The organism is Rhodococcus sp. 05-2255-1e (assembly GCF_002259025.1).
Taxonomy (GTDB): domain Bacteria; phylum Actinomycetota; class Actinomycetes; order Mycobacteriales; family Mycobacteriaceae; genus Rhodococcoides; species Rhodococcoides fascians.
On the sequence record NZ_NOZE01000009.1, the window covers coordinates 161,615 to 184,615 of the forward strand.

The window sequence follows — 23,001 nt, forward strand, 5'->3', positions numbered from 1 at the left end:
TGTGAAACGCAGTGCAGGCCGTCTACCGTGGCAAATGGCACGCAATGTGGCGTGTATCACTGACTGTGTGGAGGCTGAAAGATGGCACGTAAGGAACCGGAATGGGGGCTACCGGCGCACATGGCCGCGGAGTTCGCCGGAACCATGATTCTCATTCTGTTCGGTGTCGGCGTCGTCGCTCAGGTGGTCTCGGGTGGTGAGTCCGGCAGCCTCGGCGGTCACGACTCGATCGCCTGGGCGTGGGGGCTGGGCGTGATGTTCGGTATCTATGTCGCGGGCCGTATCACCGGCGCGCACCTCAATCCCGCGGTGACCATCACGTTCGCACTCTTCCGAGGATTCAGCTGGAAGATGGTTGCGCCGTACATCCTCGCGCAGACCGCAGGTGCCTTCGTGGCAGCACTGCTGGTGCGCTGGAACTACAACGACATGATCAACGCGGTCGACCCCGGGCACACCACCGCCACCCAGACCATCTTCTCGACACTGCCCGGTAACGGGACACTGCCGGTGAGTGTGTCCTCGGCGCTGATCGACCAGATCATCGGTACCGCCATTCTGCTGTTCCTCATCGTGGCCGTGACCGATTCGCTCGGCACCGCACCGATGGCCAACATGGCTCCCCTGATCGTGGGCCTCATCGTCGTCGCCATCGGATTCGCCTGGGCCACCAACGCCGGCTACGCGATCAACCCGGCTCGAGATTTCGGACCTCGCCTGGCGTCGTACATCACGGGCTACGGTGGAGCGTGGCGAGATCAATACGGTGGCCTGTACTTCTGGGTGCCGATCGTCGGACCTCTCGTAGGTGGACCGATAGGAGTGTTCCTGTACGACCTGTTGATCGGTAAGAACCTACGCAAACAAGAAGGTTCGACGCCCGAGCCGCCATCACGACTCCCAGCAGACACCCAGACCACAGGAGAGAAGCCATGACCGAGTTCGCAGGAAAGTACGTCGCCGCGATCGATCAGGGAACCACGTCCTCACGCTGCATGATCTTCGATCACGCGGGCACCGTCGTCGCCGTCGATCAGAAGGAACACCAGCAGATCTTCCCGCAGGCCGGTTGGGTCGAGCACGACGCGTCGGAGATCTGGGACAACGTGCGCGCCGTCGCGGCCGGTGCCATGGCCGCAGCGGATCTGACGCGCGAGGACATCGCCGCAGTCGGTATCACCAACCAGCGTGAGACGGCACTGGTGTGGGATCGCGAGACGGGCAAGCCGATCTACAATGCCATCGTCTGGCAGGACACCCGTACCGATCGCATCGCGACCGCACTCGGCGGCGGCGATGCCAACAAGTACACCGCCAAGACCGGTCTGCCGTTGGCGACCTACTTCTCCGGGCCGAAGATCAAGTGGATTCTCGACAACGTCGACGGTGCACGGGCCAAAGCCGAAGCGGGAGAGCTGTGTTTCGGCAACATGGACACCTGGGTGCTGTGGAACATGACCGGCGGAACCGACGGCGGATTGCACTACACCGATCCGACCAACGCCTCGCGCACGCTGCTGATGGATCTCGACACCCTGCAGTGGGACGACGGCATCTGCGCCGACATGGGCATTCCGATGTCGATGCTGCCCGAGATCAGGTCGAGTTCCGAGGTGTACGGCACCGGCCGTGAACGCGGACCGTTCCGCGGTGTGCCGATCTCCGGGATTCTCGGTGACCAGCAGGCGGCCACGTTCGGACAGGCCTGCCTGTCTCCCGGTGAGGCCAAGAACACCTACGGCACAGGCAATTTCGTGCTGCTCAACACCGGCACCGAGAAGGTCATGAGCAAGAACGGCCTGCTCACCACCGTCTGCTACAAGATCGGCGACCAGCCGACGGTGTACGCGCTCGAAGGCTCGATCGCGGTGACGGGTTCGCTCGTGCAGTGGCTGCGGGACAACCTCGGCATGATCTCCTCGGCTGCGGACATCGAGACCGACGCGCGTTCGGTGGACGACAACGGCGGCGCGTACTTCGTGCCCGCGTTCTCGGGTCTGTTCGCTCCGCACTGGCGTGCCGATGCGCGCGGTGCCATCGTGGGATTGACGCGGTTCGTCAACAAGGGCCACCTGGCCCGTGCCGTACTCGAAGCCACTGCGTACCAGACGCGTGAGGTCATCGAGGCCATGAACGCCGACTCCGGTGTCGACCTCGAGGTGCTCAAGGTCGACGGCGGAATGGTCGTCAACGAACTGTTGATGCAGTTCCAGTCCGACATCCTGAACGTCGATGTGGTGCGGCCGGTCGTAGCCGAAACCACCGCTCTCGGAGCGGCATACGCGGCAGGCCTCGCCGTCGGGTATTGGGCGAGTGAGGACGACATTCGCCAGAACTGGGCCGAGGACAAGACATGGACACCGTCCATGGACGAAGACCAGCGGGCAAAGCTGTACGCCGGCTGGAAGAAGGCAGTGACACGTACTCTCGATTGGGTTGATGAAGAATGAGTTCCACCACAACGGCTTTGAGTCCAACCGCGCGCGCGGAGGCGATCGCACGGATGGAAGCCGAAGAGCTGGACATCCTGGTGATCGGCGGCGGCGTCGTCGGCGCGGGAACGGCTCTCGACGCGGTGACGCGTGGTCTGAAGGTCGGACTGCTCGAAGCGCGCGACTATGCGGCCGGCACGTCCAGTCGCTCGAGCAAGCTGTTCCACGGCGGTCTGCGGTACCTCGAACAGTTCAACTTCTCGCTGGTGTTCGAGGCCCTCAAAGAGCGCTCGCTCGTGCTGAACACGTTGTGCCCGCACCTCGCTCGGCCGGTCCCGTTCATCTATCCGCTCGAAAAGGTGATCGACCGTCCGTACGTGGGGCTCGGCATCGGCGTGTACGACGTCATGGGTGCCGGACGCGGCGTACCGAGTCATCACAAGCACCTCGGTAAGAAGAAGACGCTCGAATCCTTCCCTTCCGGTAAGCGGTCGGCGATTCGCGGTGCGGTGAAGTTCTACGAGGGCCAGGTCGACGACGCTCGGCACACGATGATGATTGCGCGGACCGCGGCTGCCTATGGTGCGTTGTGCGCCAACAGCACTCGCGTCACGGGCTTCCTTCGCGAAGACGACAAGGTCGTCGGAGTCGTGGCGAGCGATCTGGAAACGGGTCGTTCGTTCGAGGTGCGTGCCAAGCAGGTCATCAATGCCGCGGGTGTCTGGACCGACGAGGTCCAGCAGATGGTCGGCGGGCGTGGACAGTTCCAGGTTCGCGCATCCAAGGGCGTGCACCTGGTGGTGCCCCGCAACCGCATCAACAGCGCCACGGGCATCATCACGCGCACCGAGAAGAGCCTGCTCTTCGTCATCCCGTGGGGAAGCCACTGGATCATCGGCACCACCGATACCGACTGGAAGCTCGATCTCGCCCACCCGGCCGCGAGCCAGAGCGACATCGACTACATCCTGGGGCACGTGAACAAGCTGCTGGCCGATCCACTGGACCGCGCCGATGTCGTCGGGGTCTACGCAGGTCTGCGGCCGTTGCTGTTCGGAGAATCCGACTCCACCAGCACGCTCTCCCGCGAGCATGCGGTGTCCAGCCCGGTGCGAGGACTGACCGTCATTGCCGGTGGCAAGTACACCACCTACCGCGTGATGGCCAAGGACGCAGTGGATGCCGCGGTGCACGGACTCGGACGCACAGTGCCCAAGTGTGTCACCGAGAACATCCCACTCGTCGGGGCCGACGGCTACCTCGGGGCGTACAACTCCCGCAATCTGACGGCCGAACGTACCGGCATGCGGGTCTCACGCGTCGAGCATCTGTTGGGTCGGTACGGCACCCTGATGGGTGAGGTGCTGGATCTGATCGACGCCGATCCCGAACTCGGTAAGCCTCTCGACAGCGCACCGGAGTACCTCAAGGCAGAGGTTGTCTATGCCGCGAGTCACGAAGGCGCGCAGCATCTCGAGGACATCCTGACCCGGCGGACCCGTATCTCCATCGAGGTTCCCGATCGTGGTGAAGCAGCAGCCGAGGAAGTGGCTCGGCTGGTGGCTCCGATTCTCGGCTGGGACGATCAGCACCGGGCCGAGGAGATCGAACACTACCGTCTTCGTGTTCTGGCGGAACGGGATTCACAGCAACAGCCCGACGACGAGACTGCCGACGCGGCCAGGCTCGGGGCACCGGACGTGCGTGCCGGGGTGAGCTGACCCACAGCGGTTCGGTGAGGTAGCGCCGCAGGGTCGGGATCGGTGGTTGTGTTTTTCCGATCCTGCGGCCGCGTTCCTCGTCGCACGGTACGACGCGCTTGTGGCGGAAATCGTCTGTCTTCCTGGGCGCTACGGGCCGTTCATGTCGATGCTGGACGGTGGAGGACATGCAGCTCACCCGTCGATCCCTCCTCAGATATGCCGCTCTCGGTGCCGCTGCCACGCCCGTGCTGGCGTGCAGCCCGGCGTTGGTTCGCACCCGGCCGATGCTGACACACGGCGTCGCCAGCGGTGATGTGCGTGCCGACGGAGCGCTGGTGTGGGCACGTTCCGATACTCCGGCGACGATGATCGTCGATACGTCCGCGACGGACTCGTTCTCCTCGGTGACGACGATGCGCGGGCCACTGCTGACCCCGCAGTCGGACGGCACGGGAGTGCTGCGCCTGACCGGATTGCCTGCGGGACAAAAGGTTCACTATCGCGTCACGCTCGAGGGCGAGGACGGCGCGACGTCGGAACCCGTCACCGGAATGTTCTCCACAGCTCCTGACGGCCCATCCGACATCCGCCTGTTGTGGGGTGGCGACACCGCAGGCCAGGGTTACGGTATCAACCCCGACATCGGCGGTATGACCATCTTCTCGGCGATGGCCGACAGGCAACCGGATCTGTTCCTGCACAGCGGCGATGTGATCTATGCGGACGGCCCGCTCGAGGAGCGCGTGACACTTCCCGACGGCCGAATCTGGCGAAACACGATGAGCGAGGCCAAGTCCAAGGTTGCCGAGACGCTCGACGAGTACCGCGGCCAGTACGCCTACAATCTCACCGACGACAACTACCGCCGCTTCAATTCGTCTGTCGCTCAAATGGTCCAGTGGGACGATCACGAAACCGTCAACAACTGGTACCCCGGTGAGATCCTCGACCTGGAGCAATACACGGTGAAGGATGTGGACCTGCTGTCGCAGAGGGCGTTGCAGGCGTTTCACGAGTGGTTGCCCATCGCGCCCACAGAAGCCGTCGACGGCCGGGTGTACCGCAAGATCTCCTACGGGCCGCTGCTCGACGTCTTCGTCCTCGACATGCGCACGTACAAGGACGCGAACGGTGCGAACACCGCTGCGTCAGGGGAGATCCTCGGCTCGGCGCAGCGTCAGTGGTTGATCGACGAGCTGTCCCGCTCCACCGCGACGTGGAAGATCATCGCGAACGACCTGCCCCTCGGACTCGTCGTGCCTGATGGGAAGGACGCGCAGGAAGGCGTCGGCAACGGCGACCCCGGTGCGCCGTTGGGCCGTGAGACCGACATTGCGCAGGTGCTCACCGCGATCGACCGGAACGACGTCACCGGCACCGTCTGGCTCACCGCCGACGTGCATTACACAGCAGCGCATCACTATTCGCCGGAGCGCGCGGCCTACCAGGAATTTCGCGAGTTCTGGGAATTCGTCAGCGGGCCGCTCAACGCCGGCGCGTTCGGCCCCAACGACTTGGACGGCACGTTCGGCCCCGAAGCAGTGTTCGTGCACGCGCCACCGGAGCCGAACGCGTCGCCACTCGACGCGTTTCAGCATTTCGGTGAGGTTCTCATCGACGGGGACTCGCGCGATCTGACCGTCAACCTCTGCGACGCGACCGGGGCCGTGCTGTTCACGAAGGTACTGCCTGCCGCCTGATCGCTCGGGTCCGTCGGTCACAGAGGTTCGGTGAGATAGCGCCGCAGCGTCGGCCCCACCCACCGAACCAGCTGATCGTGGCTCATGTCGACCAGTGGTGGAATGGTCAGCACGTAGCGAGCAAAGACCAGACCGAGTATCTGAGATCCGACGAGCGCCGCGCGCTCGTCGTGCCGGTCCACCGCGATGGCGGCCAGAGCGGGCGCTACCTGTGTGGCGAACACCTGTTGCATCGTCGACGCTGCCGCCGCGTTCGTGGCCGCAGCGCGCATCAGGGCGAGGAAGGTTCCGTCCTCCTCCCAGACCTGGAAGAACCTGGGCATCAACACTTCTGCAATGTCGTCGAGCGCAATTGCGGTGAGATCCGGAAGATCGAGCTCGAACGTCGCGGCCTCGGCGAACAACGCTTCCTTGGTTCGGAAGTATCGGACGACCATCGCCGCGTCGACGCCGGCGACGGCAGCTACCGATCGCATCGTCGTGCGGTCGTAGCCGTCGGCAGCGAACTGCGCGCGGGCCGCGTCGAGAATGCGGGTGCGCGTGGCGGATGCGGATCGGAGAGGTCTGTCGGCCATGTACGTACTCTAAGTCAACGACCGTTGACCGCTGCGCTCGACGGGTCTATCGTCGGAAGTCAACAACTGTTGACCGCCAAATCGAAAGCCTCGGGAGCGCGCCATGAATCAGTCGGATGTCTTTGTCGTCGGAGCCGGGCCTGCCGGTTGCATGCTGGCCGGCGAACTGGCCCGGTCCGGTCGGTCGGTGACGGTGCTGGAGAAGCATGCCGCGCTCTCGCCGTTGTCCCGAGCCTTCGGCGTGCACGCACGCACCCTCGAGATTCTCGACAGCCGAGGGTTGGCGGATGCGGTGCTGACGACGGGCATTCGTGCCTCGGGCCTGAAACTGTGGAATGGACTGGAGCTCGATCTCGGTGTGCTCCCGTCGTCGTTCCCCTTCCTCCTGGTCACACCTCAGAGCAACGTCGACGGTGTGCTCGAATCGCATGCACGTGATCACGGTGCCCGCATCTTGCGCGGGGTGACGGTGAGCGGCCTGGTGCAGGGCAGCGACGGTGTGACCGTGCACGGCCAGGACGCCGACGGCCGCGAACAGCAGTGGACGGCCCGGTATGTGGTGGCTGCCGACGGAGTGCACAGCACCGTACGCACCGCAATCGGTATGGACTTTCCCGGCAGGAAATTGCTTCGCTCCATCATGCTGGCGGACGTGCGGCTGACGGACCCGCCCAACGGTCTGATCAACGTCGACGCAGGTAGGGATTGTTTTGCATTCGTGGCGCCGTTCGGAGACGGGTGGTTCCGCGTCATAGCCTGGGATCGCACGGACGACGCCGCGGAAAGCGATCCGGTCGACGAATCGACGCTGCGCGGAGTCCTGCACCGTGCATTCGGCACCGACTACGGCTGGAGTGAGATTCGCTGGAGCTCGCGATTCTCCTGCGACGAACGGCAGGTATCGCGATATCGAGAGGGCCGGGTCTTTCTGGTCGGCGATGCGGCGCATGTGCATTCACCTGCCGGCGGGCAGGGAATGAACACCGGCATCCAGGACGCGATGAACCTCGGCTGGAAACTGGCGGCCGTTCTGAACGGTGCCGACGAGTCGCTCCTCGACACCTACCACGACGAACGTCATCCGGTGGGGCGGATGGTCGTGCGCAGCAGCGGCGCGACGATGCGAATGTTGTTGCTGCGCTTGGCGATTGCACGCTCGGTGCGCAACACTATCTCGGCTCGGGTGCTTCGGCGACCACGGGCCGTCGGCAAGATTGCCGGCATGTTCTCCGGCATCGGGATCTCGTACGGTCACCGGCGCGGCGAGCACCCGTTGGTAGGCACCCGAGCCGTGCAGATTCCGCTGACCGAGGGCACGGTCACCAGTGCACTGCGCGAGGCGTCGTTCCTTATCATCGGCGAAAACGACTGCAAGCGAACGGACATCGTCCGCCGTACCGACAGCGGCCCCGCCGTCCTCGTCCGGCCCGACGGATACATCGCGTGGGCCGGACGCTCCGAATCGGAGGAGTGGCTACAGATTCTCGAACAATGGACCGATCAGCCCTGCAGCAACGTGAACGAATGCTCGCGAATCAGAATGGACGGTCCGCCCGCCTCGTACGCCTGATCCGGATCACTCGACGTCGACTGACTCCACTTGCCCTCCGGCAGCGTGAATTCGACTGTCGCAGGTGAGGCGTTGACCATCCAGGCGAACGCCGCGTCTCCCTCGCCTGCACGCATCAGGATCAGAATGCTGTGTGCGTTGCCGTCGGACCAATCCTCGTCGACCATCTTTTGACCGTCGGCGCGGTAGAAGTCGACCGTATCGGGTCCTGCCCCGTCCTCCTCGGAATCGCTGTCGTGCCGGAACCAGGTGGGACGCAACGCCGGATGCTCGTCGCGCAGCGAGATCAAATGGGTGGTGAAGTCGACGAGATCCTGATCGACCGTGCTCCAGTCGAACCAGGAGACCTCGTTGTCCTGGCAGTACGCGTTGTTGTTGCCGTTCTGCGTTCGGCCCAGTTCGTCGCCGCCGAGGATCATCGGGACGCCGGCCGAAAGGAGCAGTGTGGCAAGGTGATTACGCTGCTGGCGGGCGCGGAGTGCGTTGACGCCCTCGTCGTCGGTCGGGCCCTCGGCACCACATCCCCACGAACGGTTGTCGGATTCGCCGTCTTGGCTGTCCTCGCCGTTCTCCTCGTTGTGCTTCTCGTCGTAGGAGTTGAGGTCGGCCAGGGTGAAGCCGTCGTGGGCGGTGATGAAGTTGACACTCGCCAAGGTTGGGCGCCGGGTGCTCTCGTACACGTCGGGGCTGCCGGTGACACGTTGCGCCAGAGCGGACAACGCGCCGTCCTCGCCGCGCCAGAAGTCACGAACGTCGTCGCGGAACTTACCGTTCCACTCCGACCACCGGGCCGGGAACCCGCCCACCTGGTAGCCCTGGGTGTCCCAGGGCTCGGCGATCAGTTTGACCGGTGCGAGCGTCGGATCCTGATGTACGAGATCGAGGAACGCGCTGTGGACGTCGAGGCCGGAGTCCTGACGGGTCAGGGTGCTCGCGAGATCGAAACGGAATCCGTCGACGTGCATCTCCGTGACCCAGTACCGCAGGGAGTCCATGATCAGGCCCAGCGCCGCGGGATGTCCGACGTTGAGGCTGTTGCCGGTGCCGGTGGTGTCGTAGTAGGCGCTGCGGTCGTCGTCGACGAGTCGGTAGTGCGAGCCGTTGTCGATTCCTTTGAGCGACAACGTCGGTCCCAGGTGGTTGCCCTCGGCTGTGTGGTTGTAGACGACGTCGAGGATGACCTCGATACCGGCCTCGTGCATCGCCTTGACCAGTGCCTTGAATTCGTCCACCTGGCCGCCGGTATCGCCGGTGCTGGCGTACTCGTTGTGCGGGGCGAAGAAGCCGATGGAGTTGTAGCCCCAGTAGTTTCGGCGGCCCTCTTCGAGCAGGTGCGAATCCTGGACGAACTGATGAATGGGCAACAGCTCCACTGCGGTGACGCCGATACGCTTCAGGTGCGCGATCGCGGCGGGGTGGGCCAGTCCGGCGTATGTTCCTCGAATGTCCTCGGGGACATCGGGATTGGTGGCGGTGAAGCCCTTCACGTGGACCTCGTAGACGACAGTTCGGTCCAGCGGAGTGCGCGGTGCCTCGTCGCCGGTCCAATCGAAGTTCGATTGCACTGCAACGGAATACGGCATGTGCGGCGCGGAGTCCTCGTCGTTGCGGGTCTCCGGCTCCGCATGCAGATGCGAGAACACCGACTCGTTCCAGTCGACCTGGCCGGTGATGGCCGTGGCGTATGGGTCGAGCAGTAGCTTCGCCGGGTTGTGGCGCAGTCCCGAGGCGGGATCCCACGGGCCGTCGACGCGGAGACCGTATCGCGTTCCCGGGGTGACGTCGGGCACCAGATCGTGGAAGACGTGACCGGTGCGAAGCGTCAACGGCGTTGTACTGCGCTCTGTTCCGTCTTCGTTCATCACGACGACGGACACCGAGTCGGCTGTTTCGGAGTAGACGGCGAGGTTGGCTCCGTCGTCGGACAGACGCGAGACGCCCAGGGGATACGGGAGACTGGATGAGGTGGGCATGAGCGTCCGATTACCCCCGGCGCAGGTGAGCGAAACGCTTGCCCACCTGGCGCTCGGATAGAATCGACGAGGAGATTGCGCCCGTCCTTGACCTACGGCCGCATGTGACTAAGGACGAGGCCATGAATCCCGCAGTACCCGATCCCGGTTCGGCTCGGCTCGACGAGCTGTTTCCCGGTGACAATGCCACCGAGGCTCGGTTTCGCGAGCTGGATTGGAGCTCCACGGAGCTGGGATCGGTGGAGCAATGGCCGTACGAATTGATCGCGGCCATCCGCACGGTCATGCCGTCGACCATTCCGATGTTGATCTGGTGGGGGCCGCACCTGGTCCAGATCTTCAACCACTCGTACACCGATTTTCTCGGTGACAAGTTTCCCGCCGCCGCAGCGCAGCCGGCCAGGGACTGCTGGGCAGAGATCTGGGACGAGATCGGCGCATTGGCTCATCAGGTCGTCGACGGCGGCACTGCGGTGCACGGTGCTCGCCAACGGTTCATGATGAATCGGTACGGGTTCCTCGAAGAGACGTACTGGACCTTCTCGTACAGTCCGATTCACGGTCCCGAGCGCGCGGTCCTCGGCGTGTTCGTCGCGACGTCGGAGGTCACCCAGCAGCTCCTCGGCGAACGCCGCATGCAGGCGTTGCTGAGCCTGGGCACGCTGACGGGCAACGACACCGACGGTGCCGTGGACGTCTGCCGTGCGGCAGTGGGTGTGCTCGCGGCCGAAGCATCGGAGTTTCCCCTCGTCGCCGGTTACCTCCGCGAAGATCTGAATGCGGACGGCCCGGTGGAGTGTGTCGTGACCGGCGGCGACGCCGGGTACCAGGCTGCGACGTGGGAGTGCGCCGACATCTCTCGAGTTGCCGACGGTACGGTCACCTGCGCGACCGTGCAGGTGGACGGCAACGTTCCGCAGGCCGTCGTCGTGCCGTTGACGATGGCCGGTCGGGTACAGCCGGTCGGGGCGCTGTTGATCGGAGTGAGCAGCCATCGGGTGATCGACGATGCCTTCACCTCGTTCTGCGTCGTCGTCGCCGAACGCCTGTCCACCGCACTGACGGCCTCGCACGCGTTCGAGATGGAGCGCAGCCGGGTGGCGGCCTTGGCCGACGCCGATGCTGCGAAGACCCGGCTGCTCGAGAACGTCGGGCACGAATTCCGCACCCCGCTGACGTTGCTGACGGGCCCGCTCGATTCGGTACGCGAGAACGCTGCTTCGGTGCTGGACGCGAACGACCGCGAATCACTCGACGTCGTTCATCGCGCGTCGATGCGGCTGCGCAGGTTGGTGGACGACCTGCTCGACATCGTCAATGCCGAGGCCGGCCGACTCGTCTCTCGACCCGAGCCGGTGAACCTCGGCTCGGTGACACGCGATTGCGCGACGATGTTCTCGGCCGTCGCGTCGGCGCAGGGGCTCGAGCTCGTCGTGGATGCGGCCGAGGACGTCGTGGTCCTGACCGACGCCGAAATGTGGTCGAAGGTCGTGTTCAACCTCGTCGCCAACGCCGTCAAGTACACCCCGGCCGGACGGGTGTCGGTTCGTCTGGTCGCGGACGAGGACACCGTTCGGCTCGTGGTCGCAGACACCGGGCTAGGAATTCCGGCCGAGGACCTGCCTCGAATCTTCGACCGGTTCCACCGAGTCGAACGAGAAGGCGCGCACAGCATCGAAGGGTCCGGAATCGGGCTTGCCCTGGTGACGGACTTGCTTACCGCCTTGAACGGGCGCATCGACGTCGACAGCGACGTGGGCCGGGGCACTACCTTCACCGTGCAGGTGCCGCGGTTGCCCGCAGAAGCTGCCGCTGTCGATCGACCCGGCGCTCCGGCCGATCCGATCTCGGCGATCTTCCCCTCGATCGAGCCCGTTCCCGAGACGACCGATCGCGCCGACGTCCTGCTCGTCGAGGACAACGTCGACATGCGCAACTACCTCGCGCGCCTGCTGACCGACGAAGGGTGGTCCGTCTCGACAGCGGGGGACATCGAGACCGCTCTCGATCGTGCCCGGACGATGCTGCCGGGTCTCGTGCTCTCCGACGTCATGCTGCCGGGGCGCAGTGGTCTGGATCTGGTGGACGACATCCGCGGCGACGCCGAGTTGAAGCGAATACCGGTCATCTTGCTGACCGCTCGTGCGGGAACTGATTTTGTGCTCGACGGACTCGGACGCGGTGCCGACGATTACATCGTCAAGCCGTTCCACGACCGCGAACTCGTCGCGCGCGTTCGCGTGCACCTCGAACTGTCACGGATGCGCGAGCAGCTGATCGCCGAGAGCGGCAATCAGGCCGCGACACTGCGTACGGCGCTCGAGACCCGCGGCACGATCGGCCGAGCCGTCGGCATCCTCATGTCGGTGTACCGCATCGACGCGGACGCCGCGTTCACGCAATTGACCGAACTCTCACAGAACACCAACCGCAAGACGCGGGATCTGGCCGTCATGATCGCCGACGACTTCACCGCAGGCCTCGCCCGCGAGCACTGACCGGCCGGTCAGTGGTTGCGGCGGTAGTTCTCGCGTTCGCGTTCGAGTTCCGCCGTTTTCTTCTCGCTCTTCAGATCGGCGGGCAGTCCGTGAATCTCGAGACGACGGGCGCGGTTCTGGTCCATGTATGCGGCGGTGTAGAACAGCGCGAGCAGCAGGGCCAACAGGACCATCGAGGCACGTAACCAGATCGCGCCGGGAAAGAGCACGAAGAACCCGATGAAGATGGGCAGGAACGGGATCATCGAGCGCAGGATGTGACGCGGTGTCGCGCCGGGGCCGACGAGGTCGCGTCGAACCCAATCCTGCATCGAGTCGGGGAGTTTGCGGCCCAGGACGGCGTAGCCCAACCATTGGCCGGCGTTCGGACGGGTGCGCTGGGGTCGTGCGCTCATGTCAGTGCTCCTGCTGCGATCGCCGCGTCGTTGACGCGAGTGAGGACGCGGCGCAACTGCTCCAGTTCGTCGAGTGACGCACCGAGTCTCGCCACGACCGCGGATGGAATCTTTTCGGCCTCGGCGCGGAGAGCGGCTCCGGCGGGGGTGAGGGATACGAGCAGAATGCGCTCGTCTTCCGTGCTGCGTGTGCGAGTGAGCAGGCCCATCGATTCCAGACGCTTCAGCAGCGGGGACAGGGTGGGCGAGTCGAGTTGCAGCGCTGAGCCGATCGCTTTGACCGACATCGGCGACTCGCCCCACAAGGCCAACATCACCAGATACTGCGGATGGGTCAGGCCCATCGGTTCGAGCAACGGCCGATACACCGACAGCACAGCCCGGTTGGTGACGGCCAGGGCGAAGCAGACCTGGCGATCGAGCGCGAGTGGATCCTCGGTGGTGGTCACGCTGGCCAGAGTATCAGAATTGATTAGTGCACGAATTGTTCGTGTGCAACTCAAAGGACGAAAAAGGGCGGAGGTACAGGTTCGCCACCTCGATCGGGTATCGAGTCTGCGTCAGTGGTGAAAGTTTGCCCACAACGTGTTACCGGGCGCGCAATTGTGCAATGCTGCACCTCGATTCACCCTTACCGTGATAATCCCGAGAGGATCGCCATGCGTCGCCGACGCATCTCCACCACTGTCTTCGTCGCAGCGTTGTCCCTGTCGATCGCCTCGGGAGGTATCGCATCCGCCGAGCCGGCTGCCCCCTCCGCCCGCATCGTCGACACCGTCCTGACATCCGACACGCTGCGCACGCTGAAGGTCGACTCACCCGCTATGGGGGCCGTCGTCGAAGTGCAGGTGCTCACACCCGCGGCGAAAAGCGGACCGCGTCCGACGCTGTACATGCTCAGCGGCATCGGCGAAGAGGATCCGCACAACAGCATGTGGCTGCGGAAGGGGCAGGCAGCGGAGTTCTTCGCCGACAAGAACGTCAACGTCGTCCTGCCGTTGGCCGGACCAGGCAGCTTCTACACCGACTGGCAGCGCGACGACCCGAAACTCGGCCGCTACCAGTGGGAAACGTTTCTCACCGAGGAACTGCCTCCGCTGATCGACGCAGCCGTGGATGGCAACGGCCGCAACGCGATCGCCGGCCTGTCGATGGGCGCACAATCGGCGATGATGCTCGCCGCACGTAACCCGGACGTGTACTCCGGCGTGGCGTCGTACAGCGGCTGCTTCGCGTCCGCCGAACCGTTGGGCCAGGCCAGTATTCGAGCCATCGTCGGAGCATTCGGCGGCAATGCCGACAACATGTGGGGCGGACCCTTCGATCCTGCGTGGGCCGAACATGATTCGGTGGCCAATGCCGAAAGTCTGCGCGGTACCGATGTCTACGTGTCGGTGGGAACCGGCGCTCCCGGACGTCACGAAAGCTTCGACACTGCAGCGGGATGGGACAGGGTGGTGGTCGGTGGCCTCATCGAGGTCGGGTCCAACTACTGCACACACCGACTCGCGGATCGGCTCGGCCAGTTGAACATTCCTGCAACGTTCGACTTCACCGAGACCGGAACGCACTCGTGGCCGTACTGGGTGGAGCAGCTACCGAAGAGTTGGCCGACCCTCGCCGGATCCCTCGGTATCTCGGGCTGACACTCGGTATCTCGGGCCGATTGCTCAGTGGGTCCATGGGCAGTCGAGAGGCTTCGTCAGGCCGAGGTGCTTCTCGACTCGCGCCACCGACTCGTCTCGGAGACGGCCGTAGATTCGGTACGGGTCGTGCAGGGTCCGTCCCAGAACGCTTTCCATCGCCTCCGCATCGAAGGCTGCCGCGGTGTTGTCGGAATTGCGGGTGCCGTCGGATTCGAGATTGGACCTGAAGATGCCCGCCGCCGACTTGGGCAGGAAGTCCTCGTACACGATCGGGTCGGCCGCGAGAACACCCGACCTGACCAGATCGACGAGGCCACCGTCCCGGTCTGCAGCGGACGGGTTGGTCCCAGTGACTCGAAAGGTGAAGTAGGCGAGGTCTTCTGCCATCCACTGTGTCTCGTCGTCCGGCACCAGCGACGACCACAGTGCGGACGCGTCCTCGGGTTTCTCGGTATCGAGTCGATCCAGATACTCGTCGTAGCGACGTCGTCCGAGTGCGGTAGCTGCCGCGCCCCTGGCTTCGACCTCGCCGAACCGCACCCGTAGATGGCCGGGTTCGACGTTGCCGTTCTCGTCGAGAAACATCCGCTGCTCGTCCAGCGCTCGGAACGACGTCTGGCGCAACAACAATCCGGGACCGGACGTACGAGGAGGGCCCTGGATGGTGTCGATCATCGCCACCCCGTGCTCTCCCATACGGCGATGCAGAAGGTCGATGTCCAGAACCCTCGGTGTCAGGTGGTTGATGTGGGTGGAGGAGACACCACCGATGTCGGCGGCCACCGCCGAGACTGCCTCGAGTTCGCGGTACCACGCTCTGTCGACAGGGTCGGTCGACAATGCGAACGCCGCCGTCGCGAGGTCCAGAAAAGTAGCAGACTCCTCCGCTGCGAGGCCGTTGTCCCTCTCGCACGTGGCTGCCAGCTCGAGCAGTAGCGGAGGGAACAGTGTTCTGCGATCGAGGAATTCCGTCAGGCGACGGCCGAGATCCGGGTCGAAGAACCGTCGATCCGACGCCACCAGCATCGAGGTGAAGATCCGGAACGGGTTGATCGCCAGCTCGGCCGGATCGATCGGCCGGAACGCTGTCGACACCACCGGAATCGAACTCGACGCAGTCTCACGCAGATCGTAGAAACCCACCGGATACATGCCCATGGCACCGAATATCAGTGCCACCTGCGACATCTCACGTGCATTGCCGACCCGAATCGCGCCGTGCCGCTCGGCGGTGACGCGATCGATGGAGCCGAAACGTTCCGCATCGGCACCGCTGGTGCGCATCGTGTCGGCATTGATCGACGCGGTGACATCCAACAGCGTCGTGTACGCGGGAACCTCCCGCCCGTACAGAGCCGACAGACGAAGGGCGAACTGCGCTCGCAATTGCGTCGGTGTCACGTTCACCACCTCATACTGCGCCTTTCGGTGCCGGCACGGAACCCGTTCGGCTGCCTGCTGCACTCTCGCGACTGTGCGCATCTACCGCACAATGTGTGCGCGATCACACAAGACCGGCGCGTTCGCCCGGGCGCAGTCTGGAGCAGACATGCGAGAGGTGCCTGCACACGGCACCGAGAAGGAGCGAAAACATATGACCGCAGTACAGGAATCGGCCGCACCGTCGCTGCCGACCGGCACCGCCACCGAGCTCTACATCGCGGGGCAGTGGCACGGTGCATCCGACGGAGGCACCTTCACCGACCTGAACCCGACCACCGAACAGCCCCTGGCCGAGATTGCTGCGGCCACCGCGTCGGACGTCGATGCAGCGGTGCGTGCGGCCCGTGCCCAGCTCGGTGGTGAGTGGGGTGCTACCCCCGGAGCAGTCCGGGGCCAGCTGCTCAATCGGGTGGCCGATCTGATCGAGCGGGACGGTGACCTTCTCGCTCGACTCGAAGCACTCGACGTCGGTAAGCCGGTGGGTCAGCCCGCGATGCTCGACGTCCCTAATGCCGCAGCCACGTTCCGGCACTTCGCGGGCTGGGCCGACAAGATCACCGGCAGCTCCATCCCCACTGCGGGCTACTTCGGGCAGCCGACGCACTCGTACACCGTCCGTGAGCCGGTGGGCGTCATCGGCATGATCGTTCCCTGGAACACCCCGCTGATGATCGCGGCGTGGAAGCTCGCTCCCGCTCTGGCAGCCGGAAATACCGTGGTCGTCAAGCCGCCGGAGGACGCGCCGCTGTCCATCCTGCACCTGGCTCGACTGATCGACGAGGCAGGCGTACCGGCCGGAGTGGTCAATGTTGTTCCAGGACTGGGTGAAGTGACGGGTGACGCCTTGGTCGGGCATCCTGACGTCGACAAGATCAGCTTCACCGGCAGCCCCCGGGTCGGTAAGCTCATCGCGAAGAAGGCCGCCGACACGTTCAAGCGGACGACGCTCGAGCTCGGCGGCAAGTCGCCGCAGATCATCCTCGAGGATGCGGATCTCGACGCGGCGATCAACGGAACCGCGATGGGACTGTTCTTCAACCAGGGCCAGGTGTGTGCCGCCGGAACCCGAGTGCTGGTGCATCGCTCGCTGTACTCGCAGGTGGTCGACGGTTTGGCCGCAGCGGCCTCTGCTCAGGTCCTGGGAGATCCGTTCGATCCGTCGACGACGATGGGTGCCCTCGTCAACGCGAAGCAGCGAGACAGTGTGCTGGGGTACATCGAGGCCGGACGCGACGGCGGGGCCCGAGTCGCAGCCGGTGGCGGACGTCCCGACGGTGCCGGCTATTTCGTCGAGCCGACGATCTTCGCCGACGCCGACAACGACATGAAGATCGCCCAGGAGGAGATTTTCGGGCCGGTCGGAACGGTGATTCCGTTCGATACGGCCGACGAGGCGATCTCCATCGCCAACGACACCGTGTACGGCTTGGCCGCTTCGATCTGGACCCGCGACGTGTCGAGGGCGCACATACTGGCCGGGCAGGTCCGTTCCGGCGCGGTGTGGGTGAACGGCTGGGCTGCAATCGATCCCGCTCTCCCCTGGGGCGGCATGAAGTCCAGCGGCACGGGCCGGGAACTCGGGTGGGCCGGTATCGAGGCCAACACCGAAGAGAAGGTCGTCACCGTAGTTCTGTAGCCCGACTCCCTCGTGCAGCAACGAAACAGCAAGGACTGACATGCCGAAGAAATCGACCGACTACGTCGTCGTCGGAGCAGGATCAGCAGGAAGCGTCATCGCCAGGAGGCTCCTCGACGCAGGCCACGCCGTCCACGTGATCGAAGCCGGTCCCGTGGACACCGATCCGGCGATCCACTCACCGCAGGGCTGGCCGACGCTGTTGGGCGGGCCGCAGGACTGGGGACTGTTCACCACCCCGCAGAAGCACGCCAACGATCGGCGAATCTTCTGGCCACGCGGACGCGTCCTCGGTGGCAGCTCGTCCCTCAACGGAATGATCTACGTACGTGGGCATTCCAGCGATTACGACGGGTGGGCATCGGCCAGCGGTGACGCCGGATGGTCGTGGGAGAACGTGCTGCCGCTGTTCAAGCGTTCGGAGTCACACGAGCTCGGTGCCAACGAGTTCCACGGCGGTGACGGGCCACTGCCGGTGTCCATCATGGGTACCCCGCATCCGCTGGCGGCAGCCTTCGTCGACGCTGCCGTCGAGCACGGGCACAAGCTCATCGACGACTTCAACGCCGACGAGATGGTCGGTGCCGGCTACAATCACACCACCACGCGCGACGGTGAGCGGATGAGCGCCTGGAAGAGCTTCGTCGGCCCGGTGCTCGACAATCCCGACCTGACGGTGACCACCGGTGCTCTCGTGCACCGAGTGGTGCTCGAGAACGGCCGAGCGGTGGGCATCGAATACAGCCGCGGAGATGGCGAGCTGGAGCGAGCGTTCGCCGATCACGAGGTCATCCTGTGCGGCGGAGCCCTCGGCTCTCCGAAGACGTTGCTGCTCAGTGGAATCGGGCCGTCCAGACATTTGGCTGAACTGGGAATCGACACCGTCGTCGACCTGCCGGGGGTCGGCGAGAACCTGCACGATCATTTGCTGCTCAGCAACATCTACGAGTCCCTCGAGCCGCTCGCAGCCGGTACGAACAACCTGCTCGAAGCGCAGCTGTACGCCCGCAGTACCGGATGGGCCGGCGCTGCACCCGATCTGCAACCCCTGTTCATGCACATCCCTTATCCTGCCGACGGATACCCGGTGCCGGAGAACGGCTACACGATCGCACCGGGAATCGTGGCTCCGCGTTCGCGTGGCACACTGCGACTGGCGTCCTCGGATCCTAATGAACTGCCGCTGGCGGATCCGAACATCCTGGCCGATCCGTACGACCTCGAGGCGATGGTCGACGCGGTGGAGATCTGCCGTGAGATCGGTGCGTCCGATGCCTTCGCGCCGTGGCGTAAGGCGGAGGTGGTTCCGGGACCGAGCGCCCGCACCCGTGACGACCTGCGGGCGTACGTACGACAGACTGCCGGTACGTACCACCACCAGGTCGGCACCTGCAAGATGGGAGCCGAGTCGGACTCCGATGCCGTTGTCGGAGCTGACCTTCGGGTCCGCGGGGTCGATGGATTGCGGGTGGCGGACGCGTCGATCATGCCCACGGTGCCGTCGGGCAACACCAACGCGCCGTCCATCATGGTCGGTGAGCGGGCCTCGGATCTGATCCTCGGAAAGTAGTTCGTGGTCGGGTGAGGGCGGCGTGCGCTCTCACCCGGCGCGGTACTCCCGCGGCGACATGCCGTACGTCTCCTTGAACAGCTTCGAGAAGTTCGAGGAATCGATCAAACCGTGACGCGCACAGACGGTTCCGATACTGTCTGCGGCGAAACGAGGGTCACGCAGGTCGCGGTGGCACCTCTCCAGACGCCTGGATCTGATCCAGCCGGCCACCGTGCGACCGTCCTGCTCGAAGAGCTTCTGCAAGTAGCGCGTCGAAATATGCAGGTGCGCAGCGAGAGACGCCGTGGACAGTGTCGGATCGGACAGCTGAGATTCGACGAGACTCTTGGCCTCGATCAGGAGTGTGGATCCCGGCGCATCGTGGGGAGCCGCGTCGTCGAGGGCGGCGCAGAGCAAATCGAGGACGGCGTTCTCGAGCATCGGTGTCGTCGGCAATGTGCCGTCGGCGGCGTTGCGACGCAAATTGAACAGGAACGGCGACACCAGCGCGCCGACGCCATGATCGCCCTCGATGCGACGCGCCGCGACGGTCGTCAAGTCACGGGAAACGATGCGGAGTGCGTCGCGTGAAAACATCACCACGAACATCTCGAAGTCCCCGGCGAAGTGCAGATCGTAAGGGGCACTGGTGTCGTAGACCGCGAAGTCGCCAGGATGGAGTACGGCCTCGCGCTCGTTCTGGACGATCGTGCCGCACCCCGTCAGCTGCAGGCCGACCTTGATCAGGCCGGGATCGGCACGCCTAATGGTGGCGCGTGTGCGGCGGACATCCACCTCGCGCCCCGCGACCTCGCTCAATTGGAGAGATCCCAATGTCGACGACACCAGGGTGCCCTGGAACGGCGACTGCCCGGTGGACACAGCGTCGAGCGGCACGAACGCCGTCGAGACGTTCTCGCGCCATTGCTCGAAATCCTGTGCCACCGGGCGCATGTCATACGGTCGGACGGTTGTCGATCAGACGGCGGGCTTTACCGATGGAACGCTCGAGGGCTGCCGGTGCGACGACGTCGACCGCGACGCTGACGCCGATCCGGTCCTTGACCAGCTTCTTCAGCGTCGCGGCTGCTGTTACATGAGTGTCGAGCGCGGCATCGGGTCGGGCCTCGACGAGGACGGTCAGAGTGTCCATGCGTCCGGCACGCTCGAGCACACACTGGAACTGCGGTGCCAGAACGGGAACCGTCAAAATCAGCTCCTCGATCTGCGTCGGGAAGAGATTGACTCCGCGCAGAATGATCATGTCGTCGGTGCGGCCGGTGACCTTCTGCATCCGACGCATCGTGCGAGCCGTGCCCGGTAGCAGACGCGTCAGATCGCGGGTGCGGTAGCGGATGATCGGCATCGCTTCCTTGGACAAGGACGTGAACACCAATTCACCCTCCTCGCCGTCGGGCAGAACCTCGCCGGTCACCGGGTCGATGACCTCCGGGTAGAAATGATCCTCCCAGATGTGGAGTCCGTCCTTGGTTTCGACGCATTCCATCGCGACGCCCGGTCCCATGACCTCGGACAGGCCGTAGATGTCGACGGCGTCCATGTCGAGAGTCTTCTCGATCTCCTTGCGCATCTCCTCGGTCCAGGGCTCCGCGCCGAAGACGCCCGTCTTCAGTGAGGTCTTCGCCGGATCGATGCCCTTCTTGACCATCGCGTCGACGATCGTGAGCATGTACGACGGCGTGACCATGATGGCGTCGGGCTCGAAGTCCTCGATCAGCTGGATCTGACGATCGGTCATACCGCCCGACATCGGAATAACGGTGCAACCCAGTCGTTCTGCGCCGTAGTGTGCGCCGAGTCCGCCGGTGAAGAGACCGTAACCGTAGGCCACGTGCACCTTGTCCGACGGCTTGACACCACCTGCCCGGAGGCTGCGCGCGATGAGATCGGCCCAGTTGCTGATGTCGTTCGCGGTGTACCCCACCACTGTCGGCCTCCCCGTGGTGCCCGAGGACGCATGGATGCGTGAGACCTTGTCCTGCGGAACCGCGAACATCCCGAAGGGGTAGTTCTCCCGCAGGTCCTTCTTGGCGGTGAACGGGAACTTCGCCAGATCCGACAGGTCTTTCAGATCGGTCGGATGCACCCCGGCGTCGTCGAATGCTTTCGTGTAGTGCGGAACGTTGTCGTACGCGTGCTGCAGCGACCATCGCAGGCGCTCCAACTGCAGCGTGGAAATGCGGTCCCGAGAGGCGAACTCGATGTCGGGGGTATCGGTGGGGGCGGACAGCACACTGGTCATGATCGGTCTCTCGTGGTCTCAGGCGTCGAAGTCGACGGTGACGGTGTCGCTGAGTGGGAAGGTTTGGCAGGTGAGCACGAAGCCGGCATCGACCTCGTTGTCTTCCAATGCATAGTTACGACGCATGTCGACCTCTCCGAAGGTCACCTTCGCGCGGCAGGTGCCGCACACTCCGCCCTTGCATGCGAAGGGGAGGTCCGAGCGCAGCTGCTCGGCCGAATCGAGTATCGACTCGTCCTGCGGTAGAGCGCCTTTCACCTCGCGGCCATCGAGGATGATCGTGACTTCACTGCTGGGGCCGGTGATACCGGGCTCGCGGTGCTGCTCCTGCGGCGGCGGTACATCGTCGACGTAGAACAGTTCGGCGTGGATGCTGGTCTTCGCCACACCGAGGTCACCGAGAACCTGTTGGGCATCGGTGACCATCCCGAACGGGCCACACAACCAGAAATGATCGATATCCGGTGTTGCGACGACGGTGTCGAGTATCTCGCGAAGCCGGTCGGCATCGAGCCTGCCGCTGAACAATTCGACTTCCCGTGGCTCGCGAGACAGTACGTGGATGACGTCGAATCGACTGCCGTACTGGTCCTTCAGGTCGGCGATCTCCTCGGCGAACATCACCGTTCGCGTCCGGCGATTGCCGTACAGCAGAACCACTTCGGAGTCGGGATTCGCCAGAACGGACGCCGCAATCGACAACATCGGGGTGATACCGGAACCGGCGGCGATGAGCACGTGCCTGCCGGCCTGGGCCGGATCAGCGTGGAAGGTGCCGCTCGGGCCCTGCACGTCGATTCGGTCGCCTGCTTTGACGTCGTGAACGAGCCAGGAGGAGAACAGACCGTCGGACACCTCACGGACACCGACGCGGGGACGCGCACCCGCCGGGGCGCAGATGGAGTAGGAGCGGCGGTGCTCGACGCCGTCGACGGTGCGGCTGAGCATCAGTGACTGGCCCGGGCGAAAGTCGAACTCTTTGCGCAATTCTTCCGGGACGTCGAACGTGACAGCAACGGCGTCGTCGCAGAGGGCTTCCACGTCGGCAACGGTCAGTGAATGAAAAGGTTTGTTGCGCAGATTCTTCTGAACGGGCTCGGCGGTGACGGTCATCAGATTTCCTTCACGTGGTCGAAGGGCTCGAGGCAGTCGTCGCACCGGTACTGGGCTTTGCAGAGGGTGGCGCCGAACTCGGACGTGAGCCGGGTGTTGCGCGAGCTGCACTGCGGGCAGGTGAGCTGACGGGGTTTGACGGTCAAGGTCAGCGGCACCGGGCCGGATGTACGTTCCGGGGCCGGACCCGGAGTGGAGTAGCCGGTCTCGCGCAGCTTGCGCAGGCCCTCCTCGGAGATCCAGTCGGTACTCCATGCCGGCGTCAGGCTTGTGACGATCTCGACATCCGCGTAGCCGTGGTCCTGAAGCTTGTGAGCGATGTCGTCCCGCATCGTCGCCATGGCGGGGCAGCCGGAGTACGTCGGAGTGATGGTGACGAGCACGCTGCCGTTCTCGCGTACCTCGACGTCGCGCAGGACGCCGAGGTCGTCGAGGGTGAGCAGCGGCATCTCCGGATCCATGACGGTAGCTGCGATGTCGCGAGCGGAGAGTTCCATCGTGG

At 64.5% G+C, this 23,001-nt stretch carries 18 protein-coding genes; 9 read left to right on the forward strand and 9 right to left on the reverse strand.

Going from position 1 to position 23,001, the window contains the following annotated elements; genetic code table 11:
* Positions 1 to 81: 81 nt before the first annotated feature.
* From CH262_RS04040 to CH262_RS04055, 4 genes are all read left to right on the forward strand, one after another.
* Positions 82 to 936 carry an MIP/aquaporin family protein gene (locus CH262_RS04040; RefSeq protein ID WP_027494674.1) on the forward strand — a complete coding sequence of 285 codons (855 nt, stop codon included), beginning with the start codon at positions 82 to 84 and terminating at the stop codon, positions 934 to 936.
* Positions 933 to 2,450, forward strand: coding sequence for a glycerol kinase GlpK (glpK, locus tag CH262_RS04045; protein ID WP_032392883.1), 1,518 nt, complete (start codon positions 933 to 935; stop codon positions 2,448 to 2,450). Before CH262_RS04040 ends, glpK begins: the two co-directional genes overlap by 4 nt.
* On the forward strand, positions 2,447 to 4,153 hold the full coding sequence (locus CH262_RS04050; RefSeq protein WP_094716966.1) for a glycerol-3-phosphate dehydrogenase/oxidase: 1,707 nt from the start codon (positions 2,447 to 2,449) through the stop codon (positions 4,151 to 4,153). Before glpK ends, CH262_RS04050 begins: the two co-directional genes overlap by 4 nt.
* 167 nt (positions 4,154 to 4,320) lie before the next feature.
* Positions 4,321 to 5,835: an alkaline phosphatase D family protein gene (locus CH262_RS04055; protein WP_094716968.1), complete on the forward strand. Its 1,515-nt coding sequence runs from the start codon at positions 4,321 to 4,323 to the stop codon at positions 5,833 to 5,835.
* Positions 5,836 to 5,852: 17 nt separating this feature from the next.
* Here the strand turns inward: CH262_RS04055 and CH262_RS04060 are convergent, their stop codons facing one another.
* Entirely contained in the window at positions 5,853 to 6,410 is a 558-nt protein-coding gene (locus CH262_RS04060; RefSeq protein WP_032367856.1) for a TetR/AcrR family transcriptional regulator, read from the reverse strand.
* Between the two features lie 103 nt (positions 6,411 to 6,513).
* On the opposite strand from CH262_RS04060, the gene CH262_RS04065 reads away from it, so the two are divergent.
* Positions 6,514 to 7,980: an FAD-dependent monooxygenase gene (locus CH262_RS04065; RefSeq protein ID WP_094716970.1), complete on the forward strand. Its 1,467-nt coding sequence runs from the start codon at positions 6,514 to 6,516 to the stop codon at positions 7,978 to 7,980.
* On the opposite strand, the gene glgX is transcribed toward CH262_RS04065, so the two are convergent.
* Positions 7,911 to 9,953 carry a glycogen debranching protein GlgX gene (glgX, locus tag CH262_RS04070; protein WP_032373525.1) on the reverse strand — a complete coding sequence of 681 codons (2,043 nt, stop codon included), beginning with the start codon at positions 9,951 to 9,953 and terminating at the stop codon, positions 7,911 to 7,913. The genes CH262_RS04065 and glgX overlap by 70 nt on opposite strands.
* 122 nt (positions 9,954 to 10,075) lie before the next feature.
* On the opposite strand from glgX, the gene CH262_RS04075 reads away from it, so the two are divergent.
* Complete coding sequence (locus CH262_RS04075) at positions 10,076 to 12,451, forward strand: ATP-binding protein (RefSeq protein WP_094716972.1); 2,376 nt, start codon at positions 10,076 to 10,078, stop codon at positions 12,449 to 12,451.
* A gap of 8 nt (positions 12,452 to 12,459) precedes the next feature.
* On the opposite strand, the gene CH262_RS04080 is transcribed toward CH262_RS04075, so the two are convergent.
* A complete protein-coding gene (locus CH262_RS04080; RefSeq protein WP_032367853.1) occupies positions 12,460 to 12,846 on the reverse strand; it encodes a DUF5313 family protein in 387 nt (128 codons plus the stop codon).
* Positions 12,843 to 13,295 (reverse strand): MarR family winged helix-turn-helix transcriptional regulator, encoded by a 453-nt coding sequence (locus CH262_RS04085; RefSeq protein ID WP_027494667.1) that lies wholly within the window; start codon positions 13,293 to 13,295, stop codon positions 12,843 to 12,845. The genes CH262_RS04080 and CH262_RS04085 overlap by 4 nt, the downstream gene beginning before the upstream one ends.
* A 210-nt stretch (positions 13,296 to 13,505) precedes the next feature.
* Between CH262_RS04085 and CH262_RS04090 the strand changes: the two genes are divergently transcribed.
* On the forward strand, positions 13,506 to 14,492 hold the full coding sequence (locus tag CH262_RS04090; RefSeq protein ID WP_027494666.1) for an alpha/beta hydrolase: 987 nt from the start codon (positions 13,506 to 13,508) through the stop codon (positions 14,490 to 14,492).
* A 24-nt stretch (positions 14,493 to 14,516) separates the two neighbouring features.
* On the opposite strand, the gene hglS is transcribed toward CH262_RS04090, so the two are convergent.
* Positions 14,517 to 15,902, reverse strand: coding sequence for a 2-oxoadipate dioxygenase/decarboxylase (gene hglS / locus CH262_RS04095; RefSeq protein ID WP_373453768.1), 1,386 nt, complete (start codon positions 15,900 to 15,902; stop codon positions 14,517 to 14,519).
* Positions 15,903 to 16,086: 184 nt separating this feature from the next.
* On the opposite strand from hglS, the gene styD reads away from it, so the two are divergent.
* Together styD and CH262_RS04105 are read left to right on the forward strand one after the other, a co-directional pair.
* Positions 16,087 to 17,571 (forward strand): phenylacetaldehyde dehydrogenase StyD, encoded by a 1,485-nt coding sequence (gene styD / locus CH262_RS04100; protein WP_094717352.1) that lies wholly within the window; start codon positions 16,087 to 16,089, stop codon positions 17,569 to 17,571.
* A 40-nt stretch (positions 17,572 to 17,611) separates the two neighbouring features.
* Entirely contained in the window at positions 17,612 to 19,141 is a 1,530-nt protein-coding gene (locus CH262_RS04105) for a GMC family oxidoreductase (protein WP_094716977.1), read from the forward strand.
* Positions 19,142 to 19,171: 30 nt separating this feature from the next.
* Here CH262_RS04105 and CH262_RS04110 read toward each other — a convergent pair whose 3' ends face one another.
* The 4 genes from CH262_RS04110 to paaD are packed head-to-tail and all read right to left on the reverse strand — an operon-like array spanning position 19,172 to position 22,996.
* Positions 19,172 to 20,077 carry a helix-turn-helix domain-containing protein gene (locus CH262_RS04110; protein WP_094716978.1) on the reverse strand — a complete coding sequence of 302 codons (906 nt, stop codon included), beginning with the start codon at positions 20,075 to 20,077 and terminating at the stop codon, positions 19,172 to 19,174.
* 1 nt (position 20,078) lies between these two features.
* Positions 20,079 to 21,386: a phenylacetate--CoA ligase PaaK gene (paaK, locus tag CH262_RS04115; protein ID WP_094716980.1), complete on the reverse strand. Its 1,308-nt coding sequence runs from the start codon at positions 21,384 to 21,386 to the stop codon at positions 20,079 to 20,081.
* Positions 21,387 to 21,404: 18 nt separating this feature from the next.
* On the reverse strand, positions 21,405 to 22,499 hold the full coding sequence (gene paaE, locus CH262_RS04120) for a 1,2-phenylacetyl-CoA epoxidase subunit PaaE (protein ID WP_094716982.1): 1,095 nt from the start codon (positions 22,497 to 22,499) through the stop codon (positions 21,405 to 21,407).
* The gene (paaD, locus tag CH262_RS04125; RefSeq protein WP_032368688.1) at positions 22,499 to 22,996 is read right to left on the reverse strand and encodes a 1,2-phenylacetyl-CoA epoxidase subunit PaaD; all 498 of its coding nucleotides are present in this window, start codon (positions 22,994 to 22,996) and stop codon (positions 22,499 to 22,501) included. The genes paaE and paaD overlap by 1 nt, the downstream gene beginning before the upstream one ends.
* Positions 22,997 to 23,001 lie beyond the last annotated feature (5 nt).

Coding starts and splice junctions, on each gene's coding strand:
- CH262_RS04105 (WP_094716977.1), top strand. CDS start 17,612: ATGCCGAAGAAATCGACCGACTACGTCGTCGTCGGAGCAGGATCAGCA.
- CH262_RS04080 (WP_032367853.1), bottom strand. CDS start 12,846: ATGAGCGCACGACCCCAGCGCACCCGTCCGAACGCCGGCCAATGGTTG.
- CH262_RS04075 (WP_094716972.1), top strand. CDS start 10,076: ATGAATCCCGCAGTACCCGATCCCGGTTCGGCTCGGCTCGACGAGCTG.
- paaE (WP_094716982.1), bottom strand. CDS start 22,499: ATGACCGTCACCGCCGAGCCCGTTCAGAAGAATCTGCGCAACAAACCT.
- CH262_RS04050 (WP_094716966.1), top strand. CDS start 2,447: ATGAGTTCCACCACAACGGCTTTGAGTCCAACCGCGCGCGCGGAGGCG.
- styD (WP_094717352.1), top strand. CDS start 16,087: ATGACCGCAGTACAGGAATCGGCCGCACCGTCGCTGCCGACCGGCACC.
- CH262_RS04110 (WP_094716978.1), bottom strand. CDS start 20,077: ATGCGCCCGGTGGCACAGGATTTCGAGCAATGGCGCGAGAACGTCTCG.
- CH262_RS04060 (WP_032367856.1), bottom strand. CDS start 6,410: ATGGCCGACAGACCTCTCCGATCCGCATCCGCCACGCGCACCCGCATT.
- CH262_RS04065 (WP_094716970.1), top strand. CDS start 6,514: ATGAATCAGTCGGATGTCTTTGTCGTCGGAGCCGGGCCTGCCGGTTGC.
- paaK (WP_094716980.1), bottom strand. CDS start 21,386: ATGACCAGTGTGCTGTCCGCCCCCACCGATACCCCCGACATCGAGTTC.
- glgX (WP_032373525.1), bottom strand. CDS start 9,953: ATGCCCACCTCATCCAGTCTCCCGTATCCCCTGGGCGTCTCGCGTCTG.
- CH262_RS04040 (WP_027494674.1), top strand. CDS start 82: ATGGCACGTAAGGAACCGGAATGGGGGCTACCGGCGCACATGGCCGCG.
- CH262_RS04090 (WP_027494666.1), top strand. CDS start 13,506: ATGCGTCGCCGACGCATCTCCACCACTGTCTTCGTCGCAGCGTTGTCC.
- paaD (WP_032368688.1), bottom strand. CDS start 22,996: ATGGAACTCTCCGCTCGCGACATCGCAGCTACCGTCATGGATCCGGAG.
- CH262_RS04055 (WP_094716968.1), top strand. CDS start 4,321: ATGCAGCTCACCCGTCGATCCCTCCTCAGATATGCCGCTCTCGGTGCC.
- glpK (WP_032392883.1), top strand. CDS start 933: ATGACCGAGTTCGCAGGAAAGTACGTCGCCGCGATCGATCAGGGAACC.